Origin of the sequence: Gordonia sp. NPDC058843 (genome assembly GCF_042743165.1) — a bacterium.
In the GTDB taxonomy this organism is placed as follows: Bacteria; Actinomycetota; Actinomycetes; order Mycobacteriales; family Mycobacteriaceae; genus Gordonia.
Genome location: NZ_JBHYNC010000033.1, coordinates 25114 through 52104, shown reverse-complemented (window position 1 = coordinate 52104; position 26991 = coordinate 25114). Strand labels below are relative to the sequence as shown.

Sequence of the window (26991 nt, the reverse complement as noted above, 5' to 3'; positions counted from 1 at the left end):
CTCCCTCTGGTGCGCGCCACGCCACCCACGAAGGGCATGGTGAGGTGCCTCGCCAGCCCTTCGTGGCTCGACGCTTGCGCTCCTCGCACCTCAGGGAGCGGGAGGGGGCGTCGCTAACGCTCCTCGCACCTTTGGGAGCAGGGGTTATGCGGTTCTTTCGGATCAGGGAGCGGGAGGGAGCGTCGCTTGCGCTCCCCGTTCCTTTGGGAGCAGGAAGCTCGCTACTTGGAGCCCTGCGGAACGTTCTCGAGCCGATCGAGAAGTGTGCGAGCCAGCGATTCCGACGACGCGGGGTTCTGCCCGGTCAGCAGGTTGCCGTCGGTCTCGATGTGCACTGTCCACGGCTCGGCGAGGGTGACCTTGAACCCCGCCTGGGTGAGCCGGTCCTGCAGGAGCCAGGGTGCCTTGTCGGCGAGTCCGGCCTGCTCCTCCTCCGCATTGCTGAATCCGGTCACCGTGCGGCCGGCGAACGCGTTGACGCCGTCGGCATTGGTGGCGGCGAGCAGGATCGCCGGCCCATGACAGACGATCCCGACCGGCAGTTTCGCGTCGTCGGCAGCGATCAGGAGTGCGCCGGCGTCCGCGTCGACAGCCAGGTCTTCCATCGGTCCGTGTCCGCCCGGGACGAACACGGCGTCGTAGTCGGCGACGCTGACCTCCGTGAGCGGGATCGGCTTCTTCAGTTCGGGTGCGGTCTCGACGACGTGACGGATCTCGGCCGCACGCTCGGCGGTGCCGATGCTCTCGACCGCGAGACTGTTGTCGTCGACCGGAGGCTGTACGCCGTTCGGGGTGGCGACCGTCACCTTGTAACCGGCCGCGCGGAACACCTCAAGCGGCGCGACGGCCTCTTCGGCCCAGAACCCGGTGTTGTGACTCGAGCCGTCGTTCAGCGTCCAGCTGCCGGCGCCGGTCATGATGAAAAGGATGTTTCGTGTCATCTGAACCTCCTGTGCACAGGTAGACGGTGTTGATACCCGTCCGCCAACGTAGAGAACAACCGCGGCATCGGCCACGGCGCAGGTCAGTCAGGCCAGGCCGGTGAGCTCGGCGGATCGCTGCCACAGACCGTCGATCAATTTCTGGTCGTGGGCCTGACGGTTCTCCCGACCGTTGGCCTTGTGGCGATCGAAGTACACGCCGTTGACCGTCGGGTCGGCGCCGCGCTCGGCCAAGGCGATGAGCGGGGCGGCTCCCTGCTCGGGGGTGATGGTCACCAGGCGCGTCAGCGGGGACCGGTAGGCGAGCCCGACGAACCGCGAGTCGCGGCCGAAGCTCGTTGCCGCCGGGCCGGGATGCACTGCGGCGGAATAGATCTTGTCACCGGTCCAGCGCTGCGCGATCCCGCGCGTGAACAGGATGTTCATCAGTTTGGCCGTGCCGTACGGGCGCATCGCCAGTGTCCGGCGTTTCTCGAAGTCCAGGTCGTCGAGGTCGACCTTCCCGAACAGGTTGCCCACGCTGGATGTGTTCAGGACGAGCGATTGCGGGGCCGCGGCCAGGCGATCCCGCACCAGGTGCGTCAGCAGGAACGGCGCGAGGTGATTGATCTGGAAGTTGAGCTCGTGCCCGTCCGCGGTGCGTTGCGAGGAGTCGAACGTTCCGCCCGCGTTGTTCATCAAGACGTCGATCGTCCCCACCGCGGAGTTGATCTCGGCGGCCAGATCGCGCACCTCCGACAGCTTGGAGAAATCGGCGGTGAACTGGGTGGCACCCGTCTCCGCCGCGATCGGCGCGAGTTTCCGGGGCGAGCGCCCCACGAGGACGAGGTTGGTATCGGGTCCGGCCAGGGATCGTGCCGCGATCGCACCGATCCCGTCGCTGGCGCCGGTGAGGACGATCGTGCGGGTCTGCTCGGCCATCACTGTCCCTCCGCCGTGCCCTCGGAACCGCCCAGGGCGTGGCCCTGATCGGAGTGACCTGTGTGCGGAGCGGCGTCGTAGGCGGCCTTCTCCTCCTCGGTCCGCTTCGTCTGCCCGATCGGGGTGTCACCCGAACCCGGCAGGACCGAGTCGGGACCGTTCTGCTCGTCCGGATCGTCGCGCAGGTCAGGATCCGTCTTCACTTCGTCGTCGGTCGATGTCCAGGTGGGCTTGTCGTTGTCCGGCATCTCTCCACCTTGCCCGAAGACGCGCGTTTTCACACCGGCCTTGACTTCACCTTCACTTGAGGTTGTCTGCTCTCATCGTGACCTCACTCGACCCGGCAAGCCGGCGAATCGGCCTCATCCTCGTCGTCCCCACCCTGATGGTGATGCTCGACGTCACGGTGGTGACCGTCGCGCTCCCGCAACTGACAACCGAATTCGACGCCCCGCTGTCCAGCGTCCAATGGGTGGCCACGGCCTATGCGCTGGCCCTCGTCGCGGTGATGCCCCTGTCCGCCTACGCCAGTAATCGGTTCGGCGGTCGACGTGTCTACTGCGCGGCCCTCCTGGTCTTCGTCCTCGGCTCGCTGCTCACCGCAACATCGTGGAACATCGGCAGCCTCATCGCCTTCCGAGCGCTCCAGGGACTCGGCGGCGGGATGCTGCAACCGGTCGGCATGGCCATCGCGCTTCAGGCGGTGCCGGAAGCACTGCGCGGTCGGATGATGGCCATCCTCGGACTGCCCACCCTCGTCGGTCCCGTCCTCGGTCCGGTGCTGGGCGGGGTACTGGTGGACCACGGCAGCTGGCGGGTCATCTTCGCGGTCAACGTTCCCCTCGGACTCGTTGCGGCGGCGTTGGCCTGGCGGTTCTTCCCCCGAACCGGGGCTCGCCGGATGCCGCGTATCGACCTGCGTGCGGTTGCGGCCCTGTCCCCGGGCGGGGTGTTCCTGGTTCTCGGCCTGTCCCGCGCCGGGGACACCGGATCTGTCCTCACGGCGTCGATCCTGGTTCCGGTGGGCATCGGCCTGGTCCTGCTGGGCTACTTCATCCGCCGGTCGTTGCGTGGGAAGTATCCGGTGCTCGATCTCCGACTGTTGGCACATGCGCGTCTGCGCGGCGGCGTCGTGGTGATGATCTTCTTCGCCGGAGCCTACTTCGGGTCGATGACGATCCTGCCCATCTACGTCCAGGCCGTCCGGTCCGACTCGGCCACCACCGCCGGCATGCTCTTCGTCGTGCCCGCGTTGCTGAGTGGCATCACGCTCCAGATCGCCACGCGGATAGCCGATTCCGTGGACCCACGGAGAGTCGCGATCTGCGGGATCCTGATGTCGACCGCGGCGATGGTCCTGATGGCGTCGCTCCTCGACGACGCGACACCGTACCCGGTCATCATCGCGATCCTCGCACTCATGGGAATCGGTGTCGGAGCTACGATGCTGCCCACGATGACCGCCGCCACCCGTGACCTCGAAGGTCCGGACACCCCCGGTGGCACGACCATCCTCACGACCTCGAACCAGTTCGCCGTTGCGCTGGCATCGGCCGCGGTGACGTCGATGATTGCGGCACTGATGAACTCGCGTAGCACGATGGTCGACGGTCGGGGTGTGGAAGGCGCGATGTCGCTGAACCCGGCCCAACGTATCGACGCCATGCCGGCATTGGCCTCGGCGATCGCCGACACCTACTTCCTCACCGCCGGGCTTCTCCTGTGCGCCCTCCTCGCGGCGGTGTTCGTCATGCCGGCGCGGCGGACCCTTCGAGACGCTCGCAAGCTCGCTCCTCAGCGGGCCGGGTAGAGGGGTGGTCGCTGCAACCCGTGTCGGGGGTTATCAGGCCACCTCGATCCGCGGCACGGCAGCCAGCAGCTCGCGGGTGTAAGGGTGCTGCGGATCGTCGAAAACGGCGTCGGCCGAGCCATATTCGACGACCTCGCCGGCACGCATCACGGCGATGTCGTCGCTGACGTGGTGGATGACGCCCAGATCGTGGGAGATGAACACAAGCGCGACGCCGGTTTCGGCCTGCAGGCGGGCCAGTAGGTCGAGAATCCGTGCCTGGATGGATACGTCAAGGGCCGACACCGGCTCGTCGCACACGATGACGGCGGGTCGCGGTGCGAGCGCCCGCGCGATCGCGACGCGCTGGCGTTGTCCGCCCGACAGTCGTGACGGGTGCCGGTGCCGGTACTCCGCGGGCAACCCGACCTGGTCGAGGAGCTCGGTGATCCGATGGTCGAGGTCGGAACCGCGGACGCCGGTCAAGCGGAGGGCGTCGGCCAGGATGCGGTCGACGCTCCAGCGTAGGTCGAAGGAACTGAGTGGATCCTGGTAGATGACCGAGATCAGGTGGCGCGACTCGCGACGTTGCGCTTCGGTGAGTCCCGACCACGACCTCCCGTTCAGTTCGACCGTGCCGGAATCGGGCTCGGTGAGCCCCAGGATGATCCGCGCGGTCGTCGTCTTGCCCGACCCCGATTCACCGACGATGCCGAGGGTACGGCCGGCCGGCAGGTCGAAGCTCACCCCGGCCACGGCCGGTCTGGCGGTGATCGCTTTGCCGCGGAACGCCTTGTGTAGGTCGCGAACCCGCAGGGCGAGTGGCTGTTCCGATGTCAGTGGTGCCGGGGCGTCGAGCTGCTCGCCACTGACGAGCAGCGTGCCCTTGGACGCGCGGGACGGGATCGCATCGATGAGACCTCTGGTGTATTCGTGCTGCGGGTCGGACAGCACCTCGCGCGCGTTGCCGTACTCGACGATCTCACCGTCGCGCATCACGGCCACCCGGTCGGCCAGTCGCGACACCACGGCAAGGTCGTGCGAGATCAGGATGATGCCGTTGCCACGCGTCTTCGCCTCGGCGAGCACATCCAGGATCTGCGCCTGGACGGTGGCGTCGAGCGCCGTCGTCGGCTCGTCGGCGATGAGGAGCTTGGGATCCTGGGCGATGGCCGAAGCGATGAGGGCGCGCTGGCGGAGTCCGCCGGACAGTTCGTGTGGACGCTGGCGCGCGCGTACCCGGGGCTCGGGAACCCCGACGAGATCGAGCAGTTCGACGACACGTTCCTCGTGAAGGGCACGTCCGAGCCGCCTAGGGGTCCGCCGGCCGCCGGCGCGGTGCGCGGTCAGCGATTCGGCGATCTCGGTGCCCACGGTGCGCAGTTGATCGAGCGACACCAGGGCGTCCTGAAGGACGAAACCTATCTCGCGACCTCGGATCGTGCGCCACTCGCGATCGTCCAGTCCGCGCAGATCACGGCCATCGAAGGTGGTTGTGGTGGAGCTGATCTCGGCACCGGGCCCGGTGAGTCCGATGAGGGTGCGCGCGGTGACGGACTTGCCGGAACCGGATTCGCCGACGATCGCCAGGCACTGGCCGGCCTCGACCTTGAACGACACGCCCTTCACGACCTCGCGCCCGGCGAACGAGACGCGTAGGTCGCGCACCTCGGCCAACGGTGTGTCGGTCCGGTGTATCGGGGCGGAGGTCGCTGCCTCTCGGGTGACGACAGTCATCGACGGTCTCCTTCCAGGCGTGCGCCGAGGTATCGGCCCACGGTCGTGAATGCCAGTGCCACCGCCACGATCACGAGACCGGGGAAGATCTCGAGCCACCAGGCGACGGTGATGAACGTACGTCCCGCATCGAGAAGGGCACCCCACTCCGGCGCGGGCGGCGGCACCCCGAGTCCGAGGTAGGCCAGTCCCGAGGCCCAGATGATGGCCTGCCCGACACCGAGGGTGACGGTCACGATCATCGGGCGGAGGGCGTTGGGTGCAAGGTGCTGCAGAAGGATTCGACTGCGAGTGTGACCCAGGGCGGTCGCCGCCTCGATGTACGGCGCATTCCGGACGGCCAGCACCTGGCCGCGGACGATGCGGGCGTATCCGGGCGCGATCCCGATGCCGATCGCGAGGATGAGGGTCCATTGGCCCGGCCCGAACACCGACGTCAGAAGCAGGCCGAGAAGCACGGTGGGGAAGGCGAACATCACCTCGATCCACCGGTTGGCGAGTGCCTGGGCGATCCGGCCCGACAGACCTGCGGCGATGCCGAGCAACACCGCCAGGACCGACGCGAGTACGACGGCGCCGAGCCCGATGATCAGCGACTGCCGGGTGCCGGCGATGATCCGACTCAACAGATCTCGGCCCGACAGATCGGTTCCGAACGGATGTGCCCAACTGGGGGGTTGGAGTGTGGCGTCCAGGTCGACGGCCAGCGGATCATAGGGTGCCAGCAGGCCGGGTGCCACCGCAGCCAGGAGCAGCAGTGCGAGAACTACGAGCGCACCGATGACCGTCAGGGGCGGCCACGACCGACGTGCGTGGTCGTGGTGCTCGGGTGGAGTGCCGGTGGTGGACCTGCGCACCGCGGACAACGCGTTCGTCAGAGCGGGCCGCACCGGATTGGTGAGGGTCATGGGACCTCGATCCTGGGGTCGATGACGGTGTAGAGGAAGTCCACTGCGAGATTGGCGATCGTGTAGACGAAGGCGACGAACAGAACGATCCCGCTGACAAGCGGAACGTCACGTGAACTGGCCGCCGCGACCAATGTCTGCCCGATACCCGCGCGCGCGAAGACGGTTTCGGCGATCACCGCGCCGGACAGGAGCGCACCCATGGCCCAGCCGGAGACCGTGACGGCGGGAAGAACGGAGTGCCGCAGCACATGTCGATACCGGACCGACAGATCGCCGAGTCCGCGACTGCGTGCGGTGAGGACGAAGGGCTGGTCCAGCGCGCGGGCGAACTCGTCCCGGGCGATCTGACCGAGAAAACCGGACAACGGGATGGCCAGCGTGAGCACCGGCAGGACGAGTCCCCACAGGCCGGTTCCGCTCTCGACGGGGAACCAGCCGAGGTTGATCGCGAACACGACCAGCAGGATCGAACCCACCCAGTACTGCGGGAGGCCGGCACTGACCGTCTCGATCAGGGAGCCGGCTGCGCCCCAGGGTCCGCGGCGGCCCGCCGTGAGGGTGGTCAGCACGAGCACGAAGGACCACGCGACGACAAGCGCGGTGAGAGTGAGGACGAGGGTCGGCCCGATCTGGTCGGCGATGATCTCGGTCACCGGCTGCTGGAGCTGGTACGAGACGCCGAGGTCACCGTGCAGGAGGCCACCGAGGTAGTCCAGATACTGCGACCACACCGAATCGAGAAAGCCATACTCCTCGTTGACCGGAGCGAGTTCGTCCGGGGTACGTTCCCGGCTCTCACCCGACGAGAGGTTGAGCAACAGGGTCGCGCGGTCCCCGGGTGCGAGCACCTGGAGCAGGAAGGTAATGGAGGCCGCAGCCCACAGGACGAACACGGCGGAGCCGATCTTGCCCGCCCAGCGGGTCAGGCCACGCGGTGGTCGGACCTGCCGGCCGGCCGTGGTCACGGCCGGATCATCGACCAGGGTCATCGCACAAACCTCGCATCCGCGAACACCGGCTCGCCTTGGGACTTCTCCACCCACACCCCGTGCAGGCGTGGGGACACCGCCAGAGACGTTGTCTGTGTGTACAACCCGATCGACAGGGCCTTGTCGCCGATCAGGCGCTGGGCATCGCGGTAGAACACCTTGGCCTGCGACGGGTCCGATGCCGAGTTGCCCTGTTCGATGAGGCTCTGCAGATGCGGGTCGTTGTAGTACGCGGTGTTGTGCGGGTTCGGGCTGTCCGGAAGACGCTGCCGCCAGTTGATGTACAGCAGACCCGGGGTGGGACTGGTCCAATAGCCGACGTAGGCGTCGTAGGTGGGGGCCTTGGCGTACTGGCCGCCGAAGTACGCACTCTGCGTCGCCGGGACGAGCTCGATGTCGAAGCCCACATCGCGTGCCTGCCGGGCCACCGCCTGCAGGATCGCCGCACCCTCGGGCCCGACGATCGCGTCCGCGGCGTATACGACCCGAGCGGTCAGGCGTCGTCCGTCCTTGGTGCGGATGCCATCGTCGTCGCGTCCGGTCCATCCGGCCTCGTCGAGCAGGGCCGCCGCTGCCGCCGGATCATGCTGGTAGTTACCGGCTTCCGGGTCGTAGTCCGGGGTGCTTTGACTGAGCGCTCCGTTGGCGTTGTAGGGGACCACGCCGAGGAAGGCCGTCTCGACCGCTTTGCGGCGGTCAGCCGAGTAGGCGAACGCCTGGCGAACCCGGACGTCGTCGAACGGAGCGTGATCGACATTGAGGGTGATGGCGTTCGGCCGTCCCGGGGTCACGTATCGACTCACCTGGTAGCGGCTGGTCGCGTCCGCCCAGTTGATGGCCGGCACGTTGTAGATGACGTCGGAGGAGTCGCTGCGCAGCGAGCCGTAGCGCAGCACCGGATCCTTCAGGAACTTCCAGATCAGCTTGTCCACGTGGGCCGGACCCTGGTTCTTCGCGTTCGCCGGCGGCGACGTGTAGTTCGGGTTACGGACAAAGGTGATGCTGCGGTTGCGATCCCAGCGCTCGATGATGAACGGGCCGGAACCGACCGGGCTCGTGCAGTTGGCTTTCGGCCCGCGCGCGAGCGCGGTCGGTGACTGGATTCCGAAGTAGCCCTGCGTCAGCACGGTGAGCAGCGGGGTGTACGGCGACGTCAGGTTCATTCGGTACGTGAGCGGCCCGACGACCTCGTCGGACTCGAAGTACTTGCCGATGTAGGACACCACCGTGCCGTTGGGTTTGTCCGGGTTCAGGTACGACGCGAAAGTGGCGCGGACCGCCTCCGCGTCGAGCGGTGTGCCGTCACTGAACTCGACGCCGGGCTTGAGATGGAAGGTGTACGAGCGGCCGTCGGGTGAGACCTCCCAGCGGGTGGCCAGCCAGGGCACCACTTTGCCCGAGCCATCCAACGACACCAGGTTGTCGAGATATTGCCGTGCCAGATAGGCGTTCTGGACCCACCCGCCGTGGACGCACGGCGGTTCCTGCTCATGGCCGTAGGAGATGGTCCCGCCGGACACGTATTGACCCGGAGTGGCGGGAACCCCCGTCGACTCACCGTCACCGGTGCGCGGTTGGGCGCATCCCGCGAGCAACGCCGCACAGGTCAGAGCGATTCCGGCCGCGGGCAGCAGGCGGGATCGCCGCGGTCGTCGCAGGACAGGACTTCGTCGCAGCACAGAATTACTCCTCGGGCAGCACAGATCACGGCAGAATCTCCGGACGTCCGTCGACGTGGCCACGCGCCAGCGCGAGCCCACCGTCGGGACGCGAATCACCACAACCTAGGGGCACCGGATGGTCTCGGGCACCACTTGAGGCCACCCTGATCCGAAGTCGTCGCGTCCGCGTCCTCGTCCGTAACGTCGCGCTGAGTCCGACGCCTCGTGATCAGGAGCACCCATGTCCGCGCCCCCCTTGAACTTCGCCGCCTTCGTGATGAACACGACGTCGCACATCCTGCACGGAGCGTGGCGGGCACCGGAGGCGCGGCAGCACCACTTCAACGATCTGGACCATTGGATCGGACTGGCAAAACTGTTGGAGGAGTCGAGGTTCGATTTCATCTTCTTCGCGGACGTGGTCGGACTCTACGATGACTACCAGGGGGACTGGAAGAAGTTCGTCGACTCCGGGTTGCAGATCCCCAGTAATGACCCGCTCGTTCTGGCGTCCGCGATCGCATCGCACACAGAACATCTGGGCATTGCGATCACGAGCTCGATTCTGCAGGAGCACCCGTTCGACTTCGCCCGCAAGATCTCCACCCTCGATCATCTGAGCAAGGGCCGGATCGCGTGGAACATCGTCACGAGTCTGTCCGACAACGCCTGGCGCAACTTCGGATACGACGGGATCACCAAACACGACGACCGGTATGCCTGGGCCGACGAGTATGTCGACGTCGCCTACAAGTTGTGGGAGGGGTCGTGGGACGAGGGCGCGCTCATCCAGGACAAGGCGGGCGGTCTCCACGGGGACTACGACCGCGTTCACAAGATCAATCACATCGGCGAGCACTACCGCGTCGAGGGCCCACATCTCGTGTCGCCGTCACCCCAGCGAACCCCGGTGCTCTTCCAGGCCGGATCCTCGCCCGCCGGACGACGATTCGCCGCCCGCAATGCCGAGGCCCAGTTCATCCTCTCGCCGTCGCCCGACGCCGCGCGCACGCTGATCGCCGACACCCGGCGCCTCGCGGCCGAAGCCGGCCGGGACCCGCTCGATCTGCAGTTCTTCCAGGGCCTGTCGTTCGTGATCGGGAGCACCGAGGAGGAAGCGGCGCGCAAGTCCCGTGAACTCGACGAACTCATCGATCCGAGCACGATCATCGCCCACTCGGCGGGTGGCATCGGCGTCGACCTCGGACACTATGACCTCGACACCCCCATCGGAGCGATCCACACCGAGGGCTCGCAGAGCTTCCTGCTGTGGTTGCGTGAGGCCGTGCCGGACCGTGAGCCCACGGTTCGCGATCTCGCCCAGTTGCGCAGCCGGACCGGGAGGGTCGTCGGAACACCGGAGCAGATCGCCGACCGTCTCGACCAGTGGCGTGACGCCGGGGTCGGCGGGATCAACGTCATCAATGCGACCATCCCCGGTAGCTACGTCGAGTTCGCCGAGCACGTGCTGCCTGTTCTGCGTGAGCGCGGCCTGGCCAAGCGGGACTATTCCGCGGGAACCTCGCGCGCCAAACTCACCGGCCGGGAACGTCTTCCGGAGTCGCACCCCGCGGCACGCTACCGTGGCGCCTTCGCCGGGGTCCCCGCATGACCGCACCTGCGCGGGTCGTGCCGGACCGAGACGGGATCCTCGCCGAGATCGCCGCCGGCTCGGCAGAACGAGAGAGGCAGGGCCGGGACCCGCGGGAGGCAGTGGCACTGCTCAGACGATCGAGGTTGACCGCGCTGTCCCTCGACACCCAATCGGGGGGCGCCGGAGCCGGAAGCGTCGAGCTCTTCGAATTCATCATCGACCTCGCCCGCGCCGACCCGATCGCCGCGCACATCTTGCGCGCCCACTACTGGTTCGTCGAGCAGATCGAACGCCTACCGGTTGGTCCGGTTCGTCGCCGTTGGAGCGAGCGAATCGCCGCGGGGGCCATCGTCGGCAACGCGTCGAGCGAACGCGGTGTCGCCGCCGGGTCACGCCAGTACGCGACACAACTCGTCGCCGACGGTGCCGGCTGGCGCCTCCGGGGAGAGAAGTTCTACAGCACCGGAACGGCTTTCGCGGATTACGTCACGGTGCTCGCGATCGCCCCGGACGCATTGCGATCACGCCTGGTGAAAGTGGTGGTCCCGGTCGACCGCGATGGTGTGCGTGTCGTCGACGACTGGGACGGGATCGGGCAGCACCGGACGGGCACCGGTTCCACGCTGTTCGACGACGTCCGAGTGACCTCGGACGACGTCCTGGAGTTCGTCGAACTCGACGACTCCACGCCACCTGCCGCCAACGACGGCCCGTTCCTGCAGCTGTTCCTTCAGGCACTGATCGCTGGGATCCTGCTGTCGGCGTCCGATGATGCCGTGGCACTGCTGAATTCGCGGTCGCGGACCTTCGAGCACGCGCCCTCGCCGGAGCCGAGTCAGGATCCTTTACTGCTGGAACGGATCGGCGAGATCGATGCCGCCGCCCACGTGGCACGTGACGCCGTCCTGAGCGCGGCACGACAGGTCGAGACCGCGAACGCACTGGCACGACGCGGGGTCATCGACGTCGAACAGTTCGCTCAGGCGTCGCTCGCCGCGGCGCGGGTCAAGGTGCACGTCGATCGCATCGCACTCCCGGCGGCGGCGGCGGTCTTCGACGTCGGCGGTGCGTCGTCGGCCAGTCGCAGCCGCAACCTGGATCGGCACTGGCGCAACATCCGGACCATCACCCTGCACAACCCGACGTCGTACAAGGCCGTTGCCATCGGAGATCTACGGGTGAACGACACCCCGTTGCCGGCAAACGGGTACTTCTGATCGCAGAGAACCGCAAACCCTGCATCCTGTGTGCGCCGGCGAGGTAGGTCACGAGCCCTTCGTGGCTCGTCGCTTGCGCTCCTCGCACCTCAGGGAGCAGGGGTTATGCGGTTCTTTCGGATTAGGGGGCAGCGGGGTTGCTCGCTCGCACCTCAGGGAGCAGCGGGGTTGCTTCGTTCGCAGCCCGCGTCAGGCGATGAACAGAATCCATCCGTAGACGAGCAACCCGAAGACGAAGACGCCCAGGTACGCCCAGCCGACCCAGATCGCGGCCGTGGCGAACGGGAGACCCACTTCACGGCGTTGCCGGATCTGCGTGCGTGCGCGGTATCCGAGGACGAGTCCCACGATGAAGGTGATGCCGAGGATGGACAACGCCAACGCCCACAACGCCATCCGATTGACACGCGGACCGGCACCGGACTGGGGAGCCACGCTGTCCTCCGAACTTCTGGTGGGTTCGACTGCTGAATAGGCCTGGGTGGCGGGGGAGACGGGTCCCGCGGCGTCGGTGTCCGAGAGGTCGGTCGCACGGGGGGTGCTCCCCGCGCCGGGACTGTCCACCACACGGGTGTCGGAGGCCGGATCACCGGACTGTCCGACGAGCAGTCCACCCGCGCCCACCACCTGCGTCGAGCGGTCGTCCCGGTCCGAGTCCGAACCGGGAACATCGGGCCGTTCTCCCGGCGCTGCGCCGGGACGAGGCCCCGGGAACGGAGGGCGCGACGCCTCAGGGGGTCGATTGCCTTGTGGCGGAACGCTCTTGCCCAGCGGCGGGCCACCCGGACCAGGACGCTGACCGGGTGGGGGTCGGCGCCCGGGGCGACCCGGAGGCATGGGCGGTCGCGGCCCCGGTCCACCGGGGACCGGATTGCCACCCGGTCGCTGCGTCGTCGACGGGGTGAACCCGCTGCCCGCTCGCTGGGGTCCCGGCGCGGGCGGGCGTGGCCCGGAAGGACTTGCCGTCGGCCCGAGCGTGTCGCTGCGTGGCGGGGCCGGTCGTGGGCCCGGTGGCGGGCCGGGTCTGGTCTGGGGTCGGCCGCTCGGCGGTGGTCGCAGTCCGCCGCGCGGTGCAGTGGGGCCGGCGTCGGGACGGTCGGGAGCACTCGCCCCTCGCGGCGGTGTCGGCGCGCTGACCGGCCCTCCGGGAGTCCGTTCCCAGGGCGCCGGAGTACTCGTCGGCGCGGAGCTCTCGGGCGTCGACCAGGACTCCCGGGTCCGGTCGTCAGCGCGGCCGGACCCCGGCGGCGGGTTCGGGGAGCGCTCGTCGTCTGAGGTCACGAATCCAAATTACCCGTGTGCGGCCCGGGGCCCGGTGCCGAGGCGGAGGCGGCGGGTCACGAAGCCTGCGTCTCGGTGCTCTCGGCGAGGGCCTCGCGAACCTCTTCGATCCGCGGGACGGTCGGGGACACCGGGGCCACCACCCGTCGTGCACGACGCAGGGAGCCGACGGCGATGGCAGCGGTGACGGACGCGGCGACCACACCCAGAGCGGCGAAGAGGTAATTCTTGGACATGGCCTCAAGACTGCCAGTCGGTGTCCGGTGCTGCCACCTCGCCCGGGGCATCTGTGCACCTCGGAGCCATCTACCGACCATCCAACCCGCCACAAGTGGTTGGATGGAGGAGTGACTACACAGAAAACCTCCGCAGTCATCCACACCAATCGCGGTGACATCAAGGTCGACCTGTTTCCGAACCACGCACCGAAGACGGTCGAGAACTTCGTCGGGCTGGCCGACGGCAGCAAGGAATACAGCAAGCCCAACGCCTCCGGCGGCAACTCCGGCCCGTTCTTCGACGGCTCCGTCTTCCACCGGGTCATCTCCGGATTCATGATCCAGGGCGGCGACCCCACCGGAACCGGCATGGGCGGCCCCGGCTACCAGTTTGGTGACGAATTCCACCCGGAACTGCAGTTCGACCGTCCGTACCTGCTCGCGATGGCCAACGCCGGACCGGGCACCAACGGCTCGCAGTTCTTCATCACCGTCGGCCCGACCCCGCACCTAAACCGTCGCCACACCATCTTCGGTGAGGTCACCGACCCGGCATCGCAGCAGGTCGTCGACGCGATCGCCACCACCTCGGTCGATCGCAGCGACCGCCCGCTCGACGAGGTCGTCATCGAGAAGATCGAGGCCAACTGACTTCTCCGGAGCACACCGCCCCACAGCGGGCGGTGTGTTACCGGCATCCCGACCGTCCCACCGGCCTCTCGTGCAGCCGGTGCGGGCGTCCGGCATGTCCCGAGTGCCTGCGGCCGGCGTCGGTCGGCCAGCACTGCCTGGACTGTCTTCGCAACGACGGAGTGCAGCGGTCGCCGTCCCTCGGCGGCCCACGCCGCGGCGTCGGCGCGATGGCGCCCACTCGTACCGCTGCCACGCAGCCGTACGCCACCTACGCCCTCATCGCCCTCAACCTGCTGATCTTCGCGCTGTGTGCGCTCCAGGCCGGAGTCGGCGACCCCGGCGGGGCGTCGATCTTCAGTGCCGGCGACCTCCTGAAGAGCGACGTCGCATCCGGTGAGTACTGGCGACTCCTCACCGCGGGCTTCCTGCACTTCAGCGTCATGCACGTGGCCGTCAACATGCTCTCGCTCTACATCCTCGGTCGCGACCTCGAACTCGCTCTCGGCATCGGCCGATACCTGGCCGTGTACGGAATCGCTCTCCTCGGCGGCAGCGCTGCGGTCATGCTCTTCGAGAACGACCGCGCCCTGACCGCCGGCGCCTCCGGCGCAATCTATGGACTCATGGGCGCGATGCTCGTGATCATCCTCAAAGCCCGGGTGTCCCCGGTCCCGGTGCTGCTCATCATCGGGTTCAACGTGGTGCTGTCGTTCTCGCTCCCCGGAATCTCGGTGTTGGGGCACCTGGGCGGCCTCGCCTTCGGAGCCGCTGCGACCGCGGCCATCGTGTACCTCCCCGACGCGGTTCTGCCCGCGGGGCGTCGAAACCCTCAGGCCGCGAGCCGCGTCGGCTGGATCGCGCTCGCCGCGTTGTTCGTCCTCGCCCTGGGTCTGGGTATCGGCGCAGGCGTCGCCTATGACGGGCTCATCTACATCCGCTGAGGCGCTGCTCCGGCAAGCGACGCGGGCCTTCTGCTGCTCCCTGAGGTGTGAGCGACGCGTCTTTTCCCGCTCCCTGAGGTGTGAGCGACGCGTCTTTTCCCGCTCCCTGAGGTGTGAGCGACGCGAGCCACGAAGGGTGTAGCAACGTGTCTCGCCGAGCCCTTCGAGGCTCGTCGCTTGCGCTCCTCGCACCTCAGGGAGCAGGGGTTATGCGGTTCTCTCGGATTAGGGACCAGGGGTTATGCGGTTCTTTCGGATAAGGGACCAGGGGTTATGCGGTTCTTTCGGATTAGGGAGCAGGACGGTGGCCGCTGTCGTTCCCTCGCATCTCAGAGAGCAGTGACCCAGCAGCCCTCGCGGGCTCGGGAGCAGGGGTTTTGTGGTTCCTTCGGATCAGGGATGAGTAGTTGTGCAGCTCGCCGGAAGGGGGGGAGCCGACGCTCACCCCTCGTCGACGACGAACCCCGCGTCGCGCAACGCGTCGATGACCGTGGGCAGGTCGGTGCCGAGGTCCCAGCGGCTGAGCACGACGAGCCGCGTGTCGTCGCGCGGTCCGGAGGCGCGGTCATCCGTCGAAGTGGCCGCGTCGTCGTTGAGGACGTCGATCTCCAGTTGACCGACGCGGCGACCGACACGGCGGATCGACAGCACGCGAATCCGCTCGATGCGTTCCCGGGGATACGCCTGTGCTCCGCGCAGGCTTCGGATGACCAGAGACGGCTCCGGCCCGGCCGAGATGGCCAAGCGAGGACGCACCAGCAGGGTGTACGCGCCGAGAGCGACGAGGAGAATTCCGGCGACGCCCATCAGGACCGATCCGGCGGGATCGCCGGCGACGACAACTGCCGCCCCGATGAGCACGACGCCACCGAGGCACCCCGCGAGGCCGGCGCCAACGGGGGTCGCCCAGGCCTGTGTGTAGGAGTCGTCAGAGTTATCCACAGCGGTTACTCACAGTGGGGATGACTTACACACATGTGATTTCCACAGTGTGGATAACTTACACGCGTGTGTTTCGGCAGTTCAGCGCCTTCGACACGCGAACGACCGTCGGCGATTACCGCCAACGCATCGTCATCAACAGGCCCGCGACCATCAGAGAGAAGCCGATCAGGAAGTTCCAGGAGTTCAGTTCGGCCATCCAGTGCAGAACCTGGCCCTCGCCGCCGTACGCGGTGGGAGTGGCGGCCAGGTAGTAGACGACGAGCCAGGCGAGGCCGAGCACCATCAGGCCGAGCATGACGCTTACGTAGATGGTGCTCGAAGGGCCGGCCTTGACCTTGACCGGCGTCCGGCTGGCCGGGTTGATCGTGTAATCGGTCTTCTTCCGGACTTTTGACTTCGGCATGACTTCCTCTGTTGTGCGGCACCGCCGGAGCGGTCGTACGCGAGCGGGAGGCGACAACACTCGTCCCCGCCACTGGCAAACACTCGAGATCTACGGTATCTCACCAGGTCGCCGACGCCGACCACCCGCTTCGGCGGTAGCCTTTTTGCGTGAGTCGCATCCTGGTAGTCGACAACTACGACAGCTTCGTCTACAACCTGGTCCAGTACCTGGGCCAGCTCGGTGTCGAGGCCGTCGTGTGGCGCAACGACGACCCGCAACTCTCCCCGGCCGATCCCGACCAGCTGCGTGAGGCCGTCGCAGGATTCGACGGCGTGCTCCTCAGTCCCGGACCCGGCACCCCCCAGCGCGCCGGCGCGACGATGCCGATGGTCAGCGTCGCCGCTGCCGAGGAGCTGCCGCTGCTGGGAGTGTGCCTGGGCCATCAGGCGATCGGCGCAGCCTTCGGTGGCACCGTCGACCGGGCACCCGAACTCCTACACGGCAAGACCTCATTGGTCTTCCACGACGATGCCGGCGTCCTCGAGGGGCTTCCCGATCCGTTCACGGCCACCCGCTACCACTCGCTGACTGTGCTGCCCGAGACCATCCCTGACGAACTCGTCGTCACCGGACGTACCGAGTCGGGCATCGTGATGGCGATGGCCCACCGCGAGCTGCCCATCCACGGTGTGCAGTTCCACCCGGAGAGCGTCCTGACCCAGGGCGGCCACCGGATGCTCGCCAACTGGCTCAAGACCTGCGGGATCGAGATCGACGAGACCCGGGTGGCTGCGCTCGAAGCGGAGATGGCGACCGCCATCGGCTGACACCGCCGGGGCGGTCACCGAGGCTCAGTTGGGCAGCAGGCTCGCCTGACCGACGATGATCGTGATCGAGCCGCTCTTGCGGGCCTGCGACCCGGGATTCGGTTCCTGTCCGACGACCCGGCCGTCGTCGGGACTGCCGAGCGGCACGTTGCGGGTCTGGCGCGTCAGGGTCGACCGTTCCCAGCCGGCCCGGGCGAGATCGGCCTGTGCCTCGGCGGGAGTCTTGCCTCGCAGGTTCGGGACGGTGAAGAGATTGCCGCGCGAGACACTGATCTGCACGGTGCTGCCCTGTTCGGCGGTGGAGCCGGGCCCCGGCGAGGTGCTGATGACCTCTCCGGACGGACGGTCGGAATCGGCGGCGACGACGACGACCATCATGCCGAGCTCCTCGAGCACCGACCGCGCCCGGTCCTCGGACATGCCGACGACATCGCGCACGGTGACCTCACGCGGACCGTTGCCCACGTTGACGACGACCGCACCGTTGACCGGGACCTCGGTGCCGACCGCAGGGGCGGTCGAGACCACCTTGTCCTTCATCTCGGCCGACGAGTCGACCCGGTCGGTTCGCACGTTGGTGAACCCCAGCACCTTGAGCTGGTCCAGGGCCTCGGCCGGTGATTTGCCGACGAGATCGGACGGCAGCCGCAGCCGCTGCGGACCAGTCGACACGTACAACGCGATCTCGGAACCCTCGGCCGCCATCACTCCCTCGCCCGGAGTCGACCGGGTGGCGAGACCCGCCGCGACGTCGAGGCTCGGTTCCTCGAGCACGCGGACGTCGAAGCCGGCTCGCTCCAGCGAGGCCTGCGCGTCGTCGGAGCTGAGACCCGAGACGGCCGGGACCGATACCTCGGGGGCGGACCCCGAACTCCACGGCGACCACAGGAACAGGGTGCCGACCATCAGGACGACGATGGCGATGGCTCCGGCCATGAGTACCCGGGACCGGCGTCGTGGTGTGGGCTCTTCGTCGTCGTCGCGCCGATGGTTGCCGCCGTTGCCGTTCGTCGTGCGGGCGGGAATCGCCCGACGCGGACCGGTCGTGTCCGGTCGTGTCGGACGGCGGGGTCCGGTGTCGATGAACTCGGTGCGTTCCTCGTCCGACAGCAGCATCGGAGCCGACGGCTTGCCGCCGGCGAGCACCCGGATCAGGTCTGCGCGCAGGTCGGCGGCCGACTGATAGCGGTTGTCCTTGTTCTTGCTCATCGCCTTGAGGACGACGGAGTCGAGTTCGCGGGGGATCTCGGGGCGCACGTGCGAGGGCCACGGGGGATCCTCGTGCACGTGCTGGTGTGCGACCGCGACCGGAGAGTCACCGGTGAACGGCGGCTCGCCGGTGAGGAGCTCGAAGAGCACGCAACCCATCGAGTAGATGTCGCTGCGCGGGTCGACCTTGATGCCGCGGGCCTGTTCGGGTGACAGGTACTGCGCGGTACCCATCACCGCGGACGTCTGGGTCATCGTCGACGTCGCATCACTCATCGCGCGCGCGATGCCGAAGTCCATGACCTTGACCGCACCCGACTTGTCGATCATCACGTTCGCCGGCTTCATGTCGCGGTGGACGATCCCGTTGCGATGGGAGAAGTCCATCGCGGCCGCGACGTCGGCCATCCATGTCATCGCCTGCCGCGGTGAGATGGGGCCGTTGGCGCGCAACACATCTCGCAGCGTGTCGCCGTCGACGTACTCCATCACGATGAACGGCAGCGGGCCGTCCTCCGTCTCGGCCTCGCCGGTGTCGAAGACCTGGACGATCGTGGGATGGTTCAGCTTCGCGGCGTTCTGCGCCTCACGACGGAACCGGAGGTAGAACGACGGGTCACGAGCGAGGTCGGCACGCAGCACCTTGACCGCGACGTCGCGGTGCAGCAACAGGTCGCGCGCGTAGTGCACCTCGGACATGCCACCGAAACCCAGCGTTTCGCCGAGTTCGTAGCGGTCGGAGAGGTGGTGTGGTGTCGACATCGGCCTCGGTGGTTCGCCCCTCTGGATCTGTCGGAAACTATTGGTCGGAAAGCTATCGATTCACGGACAAGTGGTCTGTCAGCACGCAATTCATCAGCACGGGTCCATCAGCACAGCGGCGAGAAGGGAACGCCGGGGAAACACGGGGTGCCGGTGGCGGCACCGGGGTCCGGCGGCGGTTCGGAGGTGTCGGTCTGACGCGGAGTGGTCGTCTCCGAGGTCGACTCGTCGCTGGTCGTGGACTCCTCGCTCGTCGTGGTGCGTGTCGTACGTCGGGTCGTGGTCGGCTCGTCGGGTTCCTCGGTCGGTTCCACGGTGGTGGTGGTCTCGGTGACCGTCGATGACGACGGCGGCGGTGTCGCCGCCCCACCGTTTCCACTGTTCACCAGGTAGAACCCGATGAGTCCGATGGCGCCGACGAGCAAGGCCGCGGCGATGCCGGCCAGCACCTTCTGACCGGTCGTCCAGCTGTTGTCCGGCGGCGGTGGTGCCACCGGGGTGCGCGACGTCGGTCGGGGTGTCACCGGTCGAGAGGCTGCGCCGGTCGGTGGGGTGGCGCCCCGTGCCACCGCGGCGCCGAGCGCAGCGGCTCCGGCGGCTCCTGCCGCGGCACCGGCGATCGCGCCCGGACGAGGTGGGCGGCGCCCCGCGCGGACGGCGGCCACCGCATCGGCGAACTCGCCGCCGTTGGCGTAACGCTGGCGCGGATCCTTGGCCATCGTGATCTCGATGAGCTCGCGGACGCCCGACGGCAGGTTCGACGGCAGTGGTGGTGGCGACTCCCGGATGTGCTTCATCGCCACGGTGATCGCGCCGTCGCCGAGGAACGGCCGCCGGCCGGTGAGGGCCTCGTAGCCGACGACGCCGAGCGAGTAGACGTCCGATGCCGCGGTCGCCTCGTCGCCGGTGGCCTGCTCCGGGGAGATGTACTGCGCCGTCCCCATGACCATCCCGGTCTTTGTGACCGGGGCCGAGTCGACGGCCTTGGCGATACCGAAGTCGGTGATCTTCACCTGGCCGACAGGGGTGATCAGGATGTTGCCGGGCTTGACGTCGCGGTGCACGAGACCCTGGTTGTGCGCGGCCTGCAGCGCGCGGCCGGTCTGCTCCAACATGTCGAGGGTGTTGGTCAGCGACAACCGGCCGAGCCGGGAGATCACCGAGTTCAGCGGCTCCCCGTCGACGAGTTCCATCACCAGATAGGCCAGCGGGTCGCCGCCGTTGTAATCCGGGGTCTCGCCGTAGTCGAAGACGTTCGCGATTCCGGGGTTGTTCAGCTTGGCGGTGGTCTGCGCCTCGGCCCGGAACCGGGCGATGAACTCCGGGTCGCTGGTGTACTCGGCCTTGAGGACCTTCACCGCGACCCGACGATTGAGGCGCGTGTCGAGCGCCTCCCACACCTGTCCCATACCGCCCGTGGCGATCAGGCGGATGAGCCGATACCGATCGCCGATGGTGGTGCCGTTCTGCAGGGTCATCGACTGCCACCTCCCACCAGTGAGTTGATCACTTCTCGTCCGATCGGCGCCGCGACGGTCCCGCCGACCGAGTCCGCGCCGAATTGTCCATTCTCCACCACGACGGCGACCGCGATCTGTGCGTTCGACGACGGCCCGAAGGCGATGTACCACGAGAACGGGGTGTCCGTACTCGATCCGCTCTCCGCCGTACCGGTCTTCGACGCGATCGACACCGGACCGCCGGCGCCTGCCGTCGACCGCTCCGACTCGATCATCATCGACGTCAGTTCGGCTGCCTGCTCGGGCGTGATCGGCTTGTTGGCGGTGGTCGGCGGCGTGGTCTGCAGGGTCCGCAGGTCCGCGGCCTGCAGCTTGTCCACCAGGTACGGCTGCATGCGCACACCTCCGTTCGCCACGGTCGCGGCGATCATCGCGTTCTGGAGCGGGGTGAGCCGGACGTCACGCTGACCGATCGAGGCCTGCGCGAGAACGTCGAGGGACGGGATCGGACCCACCGTCGAGTCGACGACGGGCATCGGGATGTCCGGACCCGGCTGGTCGAGACCGAAGAGGCTCGCGGTCTCGGTGAACTTCGGGATCGCGTCGGACATCTTCTCGGTCACGAGTTCGGCGAAGGCGGTGTTGCACGAGTACTTGAACGCCGTTTCCAGCGACACGGTTCCACCCGACGATCCGGGGCAGGTCTCCCCGCCGTAGTTGGGCAGCGAGACGTCGGTGCCCGGCAACGGGAAGGTCGGCGCGGCGGTGAGACGGATGCCCGGGGTGATGTTGTCGCGCAGGGCCGCGGCCGAGGTGACGACCTTGAAGGTCGAACCGGGCGGGTAGAGCTGACTGATCGCACGGTTCAGCATCGGCTGCGCGGTGTCGCCGGGACGGTTCCACGCCTCCCAACTGCCCTCGCGGACCTCCTGGTCGTGGCTCGCGAGCCGGTTGGGGTCGTAGCTCGGGGTCGAGACCATCGCGAGGATCTTGCCGGTGTTCGGCTGCAGGGCGACGACGGCGCCGCGGCACGGACCGTCGCACGGCCCGTTGAGCATCGCCCGGTAGGCGGCCTGCTGCACCTTCGGGTTGATCGTTGTCACGACATTGCCGCCACGCGGGTCGCGACCGGAGAACATGTCCATGAACCGCTGGCCGAAGAGCCGGTCGTCGGATCCGTTGAGGATGCCGTTCTCGTAGTGCTCGATCTGACTCGCGAGGTACTGGAACGAGTAGTAACCGGTGACCGGGGCGAAGGCCTCGGCGCCCTCCCTGGGGTACTGGCGGAGGAACTTCAGGCGGCTCTCGATCGGCACCGACAGCGCGATCACGGTGCCGTCGGCTGTGGTGATCAGCCCGCGCTGGCGGGAGTACTCGTCGAGCAGCACCCGGTTGTTGCGGGTGTCGGTCTTGAGCGCGTCGGCCTTGAACACCTGCACGTAGGTGGCGTTGGCGAGCAGCGCGATGATCATCACGATCACCGCCATCGACACATTGCGGATCGGCTTGTTCATCGACGCTTCACCACCTGAGTCGGCAGTGCCTCGACGGGTTTGGCCGCGGGACGCTTCTTTCCGGGGTCGGGTTCGCGCGCGGCGTTGGAGATCCGGATCAGCAGCGCGACCAGGATGTAATTGGCCAGCAACGACGATCCACCGTAGGACAGGAACGGCGTCGTGAGACCGGTCAGCGGGATGAGTTTGGTGACGCCGCCGACGACGACGAAGATCTGCATCGCGATGGTGAACGCGAGGCCGGTCGCGAGGAGTTTGCCGAAGCTGTCGCGGACGGCGATGCCGGTCCGCAGCCCGCGGTGGATGAAGATCATGTACAGCAGCAGGATCGCGGTGAGGCCGGCCAGGCCGAGCTCCTCGCCGATGGTCGAGATGATGAAGTCGGTGTTGGCGAACGGGACGATGTTGGGTCGGCCCGAACCGAGGCCGGTGCCGAACAGTCCGCCCGTGGCCAGGCCGAACAGGCTCTGCCCGATCTGGTAGCCCGAGCCGTCGAAGTCCTCGAAGGGGTTCAGCCAGACCGAGACTCGCGTCTGCAGATGCGAGAAGACCGACCACGCGAACACCGCGCCGATCGCGAACAACCCGATGCCGAGCACCAGCCACTCGACGCGTGAGGTGGCCACGTAGAGCATCGTCAGGATGGTCGCGAAGATCAGCAGCGACGTACCGAGGTCCTTCTGGACCACCATCACCGCGATGGCGATGGCCCAGGCGGCCAACAGCGGACCGAGGTCACGGGCTCGCGGGAGGTCGACGCCGAGCACGTGCGGTCCGGCGGTGATGAACAGGTCGCGCTTGGACACCAGCACCGCCGCGGCGAAGATGATGATCAGGATCTTGGAGAACTCGCTGGGCTGGATCGAGAAGAACGGCGTGATGATCCAGTTCTTCGAGCCGTTGATCTCCGAGAACGCACTGGGCAGAATCGCCGGGATGATCAGGAACACCAGTCCGCCCAGGCCGAGCGTGTAGGCGTAGCGCGACAACGTGCGGTGGTCGCGGATGAAGATCAGCACTGCCGAGAACGCCAGGATGCCCAGCACCGCCCACAGCAGCTGCTGGTCGGCGTTGTTGGTGGCCTCGGTGGCGTCGATCGACTCACCGGTGTTGCCCGACCCGAGGTCGAGGCGATGGATCAGCACCAGGCCCAGACCATTGAGCACCGCCACCACCGGCAACATGATCGGGTCGGCGTGTGGCGCGTAGCGCCGGACCACCAGGTGTGCGACGCCGAACAGCGCGGTGTACGCGGCGACGTATTTCAGGATGTCCCAGGTCAGGTTCTGGCCCTGGGCGGCCTGCACGACGAGGAGCGCCACCGTCACCAGACCGATGCCGAACACCAGGAGCAGCAGTTCGGTGTTGCGGCCGGTGCTTGTGGCGGGTTGGCGTGGCGGGGCGTGCGTGGCGGGCGCGGCTTGTGTCATCTCACCTGCTGTCGGCAGCTGGTGCCGACGTCCTCACCAGGTGCGGTAGTGGCCGGCGGGGCCGCGGTACCGGGCGCCGGATCGACCGACTCGGTCGCGCCCTGCTGCGGGATGCCGGGCGACGGGGCGCCGGTGGCACGTGGCGCGGACGACGGGGCGGCGCCCGGGGTCGACGCGGGCGGCGGGGCGGGAGTGGAGGAGGCGGGCGGCGGCGGGGGAGTCGACGACGGAGCGTTCGCGCACTCGAAGGTGAGTTCCCGGGTCACCACCCCTTCGATCTCCTCTTCGCTCTTGTTCCGGATCATCACGTTCTTGACCGACTGGGCCGGTCCGGAGACGAGATCCTCCACGTTGAGCGGCAGCTCGCAGGTGCCGTCGGAGGAGATGAACGTGTAGGTGGGCTTCTCCTGGTCGAGGTCCTCGACACAGACGCGTTGGACCGGGTTGCTCATCGACAGGAAGAACACCTTCTCCGGCGAGCCCTGGTAGATGAGCACGTCGCCGCTGTCGTCGGCGGCCACGTAGTAGTTGCTGCGCACGATGGCCCGGACGACGAAGATCCCGACGACGAGCGCGGCGATCACGGCCAGCGCGACTCCGGCAACGATCCAGCGTCGCCACTTGCTCTTCTGCTTGGCCGCGGGCTCGGCCTCGGTCAGCACCGTCGGGCGCTGCGGTTCGGCAGGCGGCGGACGCAGTGCCGCGGCACGTCCCGCGGCGGTCGCCGGGTCGGGCGTGTAGGTCTCTTCGTTGCCGCCCGCGGCGCCACCGACGATCGGGCGCGAGTCGCCGTACTCGGTGTCGACGACGTCGGCGAGGACGACGGTCACGTTGTCGGGTCCGCCGCCGCGCAGTGCGAGCTCGATCAGGCGGTCGGCGCACTCCTTGGGATCGGCGATCGACCCCAGGGTCTCGGCGAGCGTCTCCTCGGTCACGACGTCGGACAGGCCGTCGCTGCAGAGCATGTAGCGGTCACCGGCGCGCGCCTCGCGCATGGTCAGGGTCGGTTCGACCTCGGTGCCGGTCAGCGCGCGCATGATCAGCGAACGCTGCGGGTGGGTGTGCGCCTGTTCGGCGGTGATGCGACCTTCTTCGACGAGGGTCTGGACGAAGGTGTCGTCGCGGGTGATCTGGGTCAGCGCACCGTCGCGATACATGTACCCGCGGGAATCGCCGATGTGACACAAGCCGATTCGGCTGCCGGCGAAGAGGATCGCGGTCAGCGTGGTGCCCATGCCGTCGAGTTCGGGTGACTCCTGCACCTGCGCGGCGATGGCCTCGTTGCCCGCGCGGGTGGCTTTGTCGAGCAGGGTGAGGAGGTCGCCGCCCGGTTCGTCGTCGTCGAGCGAGCTGATCGCGCGGATGACGAGCTGACTGGCGACTTCGCCGGCCGCGTGACCGCCCATCCCGTCGGCGAGGGCGAGCAGGCGAGGACCCGCGTAGAACGAGTCCTCGTTGTTGGACCGGACGAGACCGCGGTCGCTGCGCGCGATGTAGCGCAACACAAGTGTCACGGGCGCAACTCGATCACGGTCTTGCCGATACGGATCGGGGTGTTGAGCGGGACCTTGACCGCGGTCGTCACCTTGGACCGATCGAGGTAGGTGCCGTTGGTGGAGCCGAGGTCTTCGACGTACCAGTCGTCGCCGCGCCGGGAGAGGCGGGCATGCCGTTCAGAGGCGTAGTCGTCGGTCAGCACGAGCGTCGAGTCGTCGGCCCGCCCGAGGAGGACCGGCTGCTGACCGAGGCTGATCCGCGTATTGGCCAGCGCGCCGTGGGTGACGACGAGGTAGCGGGCCGCGCCGCGGACGCCGCCACTGCGGCGTCGCTTCTCCGAACCGCCCGAGTACCGCGGAATGCGCAGGCCGCCGGCCGTCGCGATGTCGGCGCGCAAGGTGCGAATCACGGCGAAGACGAACAACCAGAGCAACAACAGGAACCCGATGCGGGTCAGTTGCAGCACCAAGCCCTGCATGTCGTGTTCACCTCCAGCGCGTTCCGTCTCGGTCGGGTCCTACCCGCGGCAGCGATCGTCGGACCGCCGATCGAAACGAGCGGACCCGACTGCATCTTATGGGCAGATCTGTCGAACCCGGTCATTCGGATATGACAGTTCAGTATCAACCGGCCGGAACGGTCTCGGGCCAGTATCGACCGCCGCCCGCGTTCGGTGGGCGTGTTGCGCGGCGTATGCGGATCTACTGGAACCGAACGGTGATGTCGGAGTGTCCGACGCGGATGCGGTCGCCGTCGGCGAGTTCCCAGGTGTTCACCTGCAGGTCATTGACGGTGGTGCCGTTGGTCGAGTTGAGATCGGTGAGCATCGCGGTGGCCCCGTCCCAGCGGATCTCCACGTGGCGACGCGAGACGCCGGTATCAGGCAGGCGGAACTGGGCGTCCTGTCCGCGGCCGATCACATTGGATCCCTCGTGCAGCTGGAAGGTGCGGTTGCTGCCGTCCTCGAGGAGGAGGGTGATCGACGACGGGGCGTACCCGGCCGCCGGCCGGCCCGCGCCGTAGCCCTGGTCGTAGCCGCCCTGGTAGTCGTACCCGGCGGGCTGCTGGCCGTACGCCTGTTGCTGTCCGTAGCCCTGGTCGTAACCGGGCTGCTGGCCGTATGCCTGCTGGTCGTACCCCTGCTGCCCGTACCCGGGCTGCTGGCTGTAGCCCTGCTGCTCGTACCCGGGCTGTCCGTAGCCCTGGTCGTAGCCGGGCTGCTGGCCGTAGCCCTGTTGCTCGTAACCCTGCTGGTCGTACCCCTGCTGTCCGTACCCGGGCTGCTGGTTGTAGCCCTGCTGCTCGTACCCGGGCTGCTGGCTGTAGCCCTGCTGGCCGTACCCGGGCTGCTGGCTGTACCCCTGCTGGTCATAACCCTGCTCGTCGTAACCTTGCTGGCCGTACCCCTGTTGGTCGTACGCCTGCTGGTCATAACCGGGCTGCTGACCGTACTGGTCGTAGCCCTGTTGGCCGTAGCCCTGGTCTCCCTGCTGTCCCGACCCCTGGCCGTACTGGTCGTACGCGGGATCGGCGCCCCTGCGCTGGTCGTATCCGGGGTTCTGAGTCATCTTGGGGGCTCCTTGGTCGGGGGCGTTGGGAAGTGGGGGAACGGGGGCCGGGCGACCGGCCGGCGGGCCGGGGAGCGGTGCACCGTGCGGCTGCTCCGAACGCGCCGCCACCGGGCGGGGCCGCGCGTCCGGGTTGACCGTGCCGCGTGCGCGGAAGATCCCCGTGTGCAAAGAAGGCAATTGCTCGAACTCTACGACGACCTTGCCGTAGGTCTGCCACCCGTTGTCCTTGATGAAATTTTCCAAATGCTTCGAGAAAGTCTTGCGGTTCAGCTCGTATTCCGCAGCGATGTGCTGATGATCGGTCGGGCTGAACAGCAGCGTGTAGCTGTTGGCCGCAAGGACGGTACCGTCACCGAGGTTCTCGAGCGACTCCTCGGCCTCGCGCTGCAGCCCGTTCTCGATCTCCTGCGGGGCCACCTGACCACCGAAGACGCGTGCAAAACCGTCGTCGACTGCACCTTCGAGCTTGCGTTCTAGTCGTTGCAGGATCCCCACCGAGACCTCCTTTCGCGGCAATAGAGCGTGTCGCCGTGCATCTGGCCTTGTTTGATGATAGCG

24 protein-coding genes are annotated in these 26991 nt (G+C 67.6%); 6 read left to right on the top strand and 18 right to left on the bottom strand.

Annotated elements, in window-relative coordinates:
• Window positions 1-221 precede the first annotated feature (221 nt).
• From ACFW3F_RS19155 to ACFW3F_RS19145, 3 genes are all read right to left on the bottom strand, one after another.
• Entirely contained in the window at window positions 222-941 is a 720-nt protein-coding gene (locus ACFW3F_RS19155) for a type 1 glutamine amidotransferase domain-containing protein (RefSeq protein ID WP_388060161.1), read from the bottom strand.
• Between the two features lie 87 nt (window positions 942-1028).
• Window positions 1029-1862 carry an SDR family NAD(P)-dependent oxidoreductase gene (locus ACFW3F_RS19150; RefSeq protein ID WP_388060159.1) on the bottom strand — a complete coding sequence of 278 codons (834 nt, stop codon included), beginning with the start codon at window positions 1860-1862 and terminating at the stop codon, window positions 1029-1031.
• Window positions 1862-2110, bottom strand: coding sequence for a hypothetical protein (locus ACFW3F_RS19145; protein WP_388060157.1), 249 nt, complete (start codon window positions 2108-2110; stop codon window positions 1862-1864). Before ACFW3F_RS19145 ends, ACFW3F_RS19150 begins: the two co-directional genes overlap by 1 nt.
• Before the next feature lie 77 nt (window positions 2111-2187).
• Here ACFW3F_RS19145 and ACFW3F_RS19140 point away from each other — a divergent pair, with 77 nt between their 5' ends.
• The gene (locus ACFW3F_RS19140) at window positions 2188-3672 is read left to right on the top strand and encodes a DHA2 family efflux MFS transporter permease subunit (protein WP_388060155.1); all 1485 of its coding nucleotides are present in this window, start codon (window positions 2188-2190) and stop codon (window positions 3670-3672) included.
• A 33-nt stretch (window positions 3673-3705) separates the two neighbouring features.
• Here the strand turns inward: ACFW3F_RS19140 and ACFW3F_RS19135 are convergent, their stop codons facing one another.
• Genes ACFW3F_RS19135 through ACFW3F_RS19120 form a run of 4 tightly spaced genes read right to left on the bottom strand, consistent with a single transcriptional unit; the run spans window position 3706 to window position 8967 of the window.
• Window positions 3706-5388 (bottom strand): dipeptide ABC transporter ATP-binding protein, encoded by a 1683-nt coding sequence (locus tag ACFW3F_RS19135; RefSeq protein WP_388060150.1) that lies wholly within the window; start codon window positions 5386-5388, stop codon window positions 3706-3708.
• Window positions 5385-6296, bottom strand: coding sequence for an ABC transporter permease (locus ACFW3F_RS19130; protein ID WP_388060149.1), 912 nt, complete (start codon window positions 6294-6296; stop codon window positions 5385-5387). Before ACFW3F_RS19130 ends, ACFW3F_RS19135 begins: the two co-directional genes overlap by 4 nt.
• Window positions 6293-7288 carry an ABC transporter permease gene (locus ACFW3F_RS19125; protein WP_388060147.1) on the bottom strand — a complete coding sequence of 332 codons (996 nt, stop codon included), beginning with the start codon at window positions 7286-7288 and terminating at the stop codon, window positions 6293-6295. The genes ACFW3F_RS19130 and ACFW3F_RS19125 overlap by 4 nt, the downstream gene beginning before the upstream one ends.
• Window positions 7285-8967: an ABC transporter substrate-binding protein gene (locus ACFW3F_RS19120; protein ID WP_388060145.1), complete on the bottom strand. Its 1683-nt coding sequence runs from the start codon at window positions 8965-8967 to the stop codon at window positions 7285-7287. Before ACFW3F_RS19120 ends, ACFW3F_RS19125 begins: the two co-directional genes overlap by 4 nt.
• Before the next feature lie 223 nt (window positions 8968-9190).
• Here ACFW3F_RS19120 and ACFW3F_RS19115 point away from each other — a divergent pair, with 223 nt between their 5' ends.
• Both ACFW3F_RS19115 and ACFW3F_RS19110 read left to right on the top strand, forming a co-directional pair.
• Complete coding sequence (locus ACFW3F_RS19115) at window positions 9191-10561, top strand: LLM class flavin-dependent oxidoreductase (RefSeq protein ID WP_388060143.1); 1371 nt, start codon at window positions 9191-9193, stop codon at window positions 10559-10561.
• Window positions 10558-11760, top strand: coding sequence for an acyl-CoA dehydrogenase family protein (locus ACFW3F_RS19110; RefSeq protein WP_388060141.1), 1203 nt, complete (start codon window positions 10558-10560; stop codon window positions 11758-11760). Before ACFW3F_RS19115 ends, ACFW3F_RS19110 begins: the two co-directional genes overlap by 4 nt.
• A gap of 189 nt (window positions 11761-11949) precedes the next feature.
• Here ACFW3F_RS19110 and ACFW3F_RS19105 read toward each other — a convergent pair whose 3' ends face one another.
• Window positions 11950-12384: a DUF4190 domain-containing protein gene (locus ACFW3F_RS19105; protein ID WP_388060139.1), complete on the bottom strand. Its 435-nt coding sequence runs from the start codon at window positions 12382-12384 to the stop codon at window positions 11950-11952.
• 713 nt (window positions 12385-13097) lie between these two features.
• Window positions 13098-13277 carry a hypothetical protein gene (locus ACFW3F_RS19100; protein WP_388060137.1) on the bottom strand — a complete coding sequence of 60 codons (180 nt, stop codon included), beginning with the start codon at window positions 13275-13277 and terminating at the stop codon, window positions 13098-13100.
• A gap of 111 nt (window positions 13278-13388) precedes the next feature.
• Here ACFW3F_RS19100 and ACFW3F_RS19095 point away from each other — a divergent pair, with 111 nt between their 5' ends.
• Together ACFW3F_RS19095 and ACFW3F_RS19090 are read left to right on the top strand one after the other, a co-directional pair.
• The gene (locus ACFW3F_RS19095; RefSeq protein ID WP_388060135.1) at window positions 13389-13910 is read left to right on the top strand and encodes a peptidylprolyl isomerase; all 522 of its coding nucleotides are present in this window, start codon (window positions 13389-13391) and stop codon (window positions 13908-13910) included.
• A 209-nt stretch (window positions 13911-14119) separates the two neighbouring features.
• A complete protein-coding gene (locus ACFW3F_RS19090; protein ID WP_388060163.1) occupies window positions 14120-14833 on the top strand; it encodes a rhomboid family intramembrane serine protease in 714 nt (237 codons plus the stop codon).
• Between the two features lie 441 nt (window positions 14834-15274).
• On the opposite strand, the gene ACFW3F_RS19085 is transcribed toward ACFW3F_RS19090, so the two are convergent.
• Window positions 15275-15775, bottom strand: coding sequence for a PH domain-containing protein (locus ACFW3F_RS19085; RefSeq protein ID WP_388060133.1), 501 nt, complete (start codon window positions 15773-15775; stop codon window positions 15275-15277).
• A gap of 115 nt (window positions 15776-15890) precedes the next feature.
• Complete coding sequence (crgA, locus tag ACFW3F_RS19080) at window positions 15891-16181, bottom strand: cell division protein CrgA (RefSeq protein WP_004023313.1); 291 nt, start codon at window positions 16179-16181, stop codon at window positions 15891-15893.
• 149 nt (window positions 16182-16330) lie between these two features.
• On the opposite strand from crgA, the gene ACFW3F_RS19075 reads away from it, so the two are divergent.
• Complete coding sequence (locus ACFW3F_RS19075) at window positions 16331-16990, top strand: aminodeoxychorismate/anthranilate synthase component II (protein WP_388060131.1); 660 nt, start codon at window positions 16331-16333, stop codon at window positions 16988-16990.
• 24 nt (window positions 16991-17014) lie between these two features.
• Here the strand turns inward: ACFW3F_RS19075 and pknB are convergent, their stop codons facing one another.
• The 7 genes from pknB to ACFW3F_RS19040 all read right to left on the bottom strand — a co-directional run bounded on the left by pknB (window position 17015) and on the right by ACFW3F_RS19040 (window position 26928).
• Window positions 17015-18961: a Stk1 family PASTA domain-containing Ser/Thr kinase gene (gene pknB, locus ACFW3F_RS19070; RefSeq protein ID WP_388060129.1), complete on the bottom strand. Its 1947-nt coding sequence runs from the start codon at window positions 18959-18961 to the stop codon at window positions 17015-17017.
• A 107-nt stretch (window positions 18962-19068) separates the two neighbouring features.
• Window positions 19069-20439 (bottom strand): protein kinase, encoded by a 1371-nt coding sequence (locus ACFW3F_RS19065; protein WP_388060127.1) that lies wholly within the window; start codon window positions 20437-20439, stop codon window positions 19069-19071.
• Window positions 20436-21935: a peptidoglycan D,D-transpeptidase FtsI family protein gene (locus tag ACFW3F_RS19060; RefSeq protein WP_388060125.1), complete on the bottom strand. Its 1500-nt coding sequence runs from the start codon at window positions 21933-21935 to the stop codon at window positions 20436-20438. Before ACFW3F_RS19060 ends, ACFW3F_RS19065 begins: the two co-directional genes overlap by 4 nt.
• The gene (locus ACFW3F_RS19055) at window positions 21932-23365 is read right to left on the bottom strand and encodes an FtsW/RodA/SpoVE family cell cycle protein (protein WP_388060123.1); all 1434 of its coding nucleotides are present in this window, start codon (window positions 23363-23365) and stop codon (window positions 21932-21934) included. Before ACFW3F_RS19055 ends, ACFW3F_RS19060 begins: the two co-directional genes overlap by 4 nt.
• Window positions 23362-24879 (bottom strand): PP2C family protein-serine/threonine phosphatase, encoded by a 1518-nt coding sequence (locus ACFW3F_RS19050; RefSeq protein ID WP_388060121.1) that lies wholly within the window; start codon window positions 24877-24879, stop codon window positions 23362-23364. Before ACFW3F_RS19050 ends, ACFW3F_RS19055 begins: the two co-directional genes overlap by 4 nt.
• The gene (locus tag ACFW3F_RS19045) at window positions 24876-25340 is read right to left on the bottom strand and encodes an FHA domain-containing protein (RefSeq protein WP_388060119.1); all 465 of its coding nucleotides are present in this window, start codon (window positions 25338-25340) and stop codon (window positions 24876-24878) included. Before ACFW3F_RS19045 ends, ACFW3F_RS19050 begins: the two co-directional genes overlap by 4 nt.
• Window positions 25341-25563: 223 nt before the next feature.
• A complete protein-coding gene (locus ACFW3F_RS19040; RefSeq protein ID WP_388060117.1) occupies window positions 25564-26928 on the bottom strand; it encodes an FhaA domain-containing protein in 1365 nt (454 codons plus the stop codon).
• Between the last annotated feature and the right edge of the window lie 63 nt (window positions 26929-26991).

Coding starts and splice junctions, on each gene's coding strand:
- ACFW3F_RS19115 (WP_388060143.1), top strand. CDS start 9,191: ATGTCCGCGCCCCCCTTGAACTTCGCCGCCTTCGTGATGAACACGACG.
- ACFW3F_RS19100 (WP_388060137.1), bottom strand. CDS start 13,277: ATGTCCAAGAATTACCTCTTCGCCGCTCTGGGTGTGGTCGCCGCGTCC.
- ACFW3F_RS19045 (WP_388060119.1), bottom strand. CDS start 25,340: ATGCAGGGCTTGGTGCTGCAACTGACCCGCATCGGGTTCCTGTTGTTG.
- ACFW3F_RS19065 (WP_388060127.1), bottom strand. CDS start 20,439: ATGACCCTGCAGAACGGCACCACCATCGGCGATCGGTATCGGCTCATC.
- ACFW3F_RS19055 (WP_388060123.1), bottom strand. CDS start 23,365: ATGACACAAGCCGCGCCCGCCACGCACGCCCCGCCACGCCAACCCGCC.
- pknB (WP_388060129.1), bottom strand. CDS start 18,961: ATGTCGACACCACACCACCTCTCCGACCGCTACGAACTCGGCGAAACG.
- ACFW3F_RS19090 (WP_388060163.1), top strand. CDS start 14,120: ATGGCGCCCACTCGTACCGCTGCCACGCAGCCGTACGCCACCTACGCC.
- ACFW3F_RS19125 (WP_388060147.1), bottom strand. CDS start 7,288: ATGACCCTGGTCGATGATCCGGCCGTGACCACGGCCGGCCGGCAGGTC.
- ACFW3F_RS19060 (WP_388060125.1), bottom strand. CDS start 21,935: ATGAACAAGCCGATCCGCAATGTGTCGATGGCGGTGATCGTGATGATC.
- ACFW3F_RS19145 (WP_388060157.1), bottom strand. CDS start 2,110: ATGCCGGACAACGACAAGCCCACCTGGACATCGACCGACGACGAAGTG.
- ACFW3F_RS19130 (WP_388060149.1), bottom strand. CDS start 6,296: ATGACCCTCACCAATCCGGTGCGGCCCGCTCTGACGAACGCGTTGTCC.
- ACFW3F_RS19110 (WP_388060141.1), top strand. CDS start 10,558: ATGACCGCACCTGCGCGGGTCGTGCCGGACCGAGACGGGATCCTCGCC.
- crgA (WP_004023313.1), bottom strand. CDS start 16,181: ATGCCGAAGTCAAAAGTCCGGAAGAAGACCGATTACACGATCAACCCG.
- ACFW3F_RS19150 (WP_388060159.1), bottom strand. CDS start 1,862: ATGGCCGAGCAGACCCGCACGATCGTCCTCACCGGCGCCAGCGACGGG.
- ACFW3F_RS19135 (WP_388060150.1), bottom strand. CDS start 5,388: ATGACTGTCGTCACCCGAGAGGCAGCGACCTCCGCCCCGATACACCGG.
- ACFW3F_RS19155 (WP_388060161.1), bottom strand. CDS start 941: ATGACACGAAACATCCTTTTCATCATGACCGGCGCCGGCAGCTGGACG.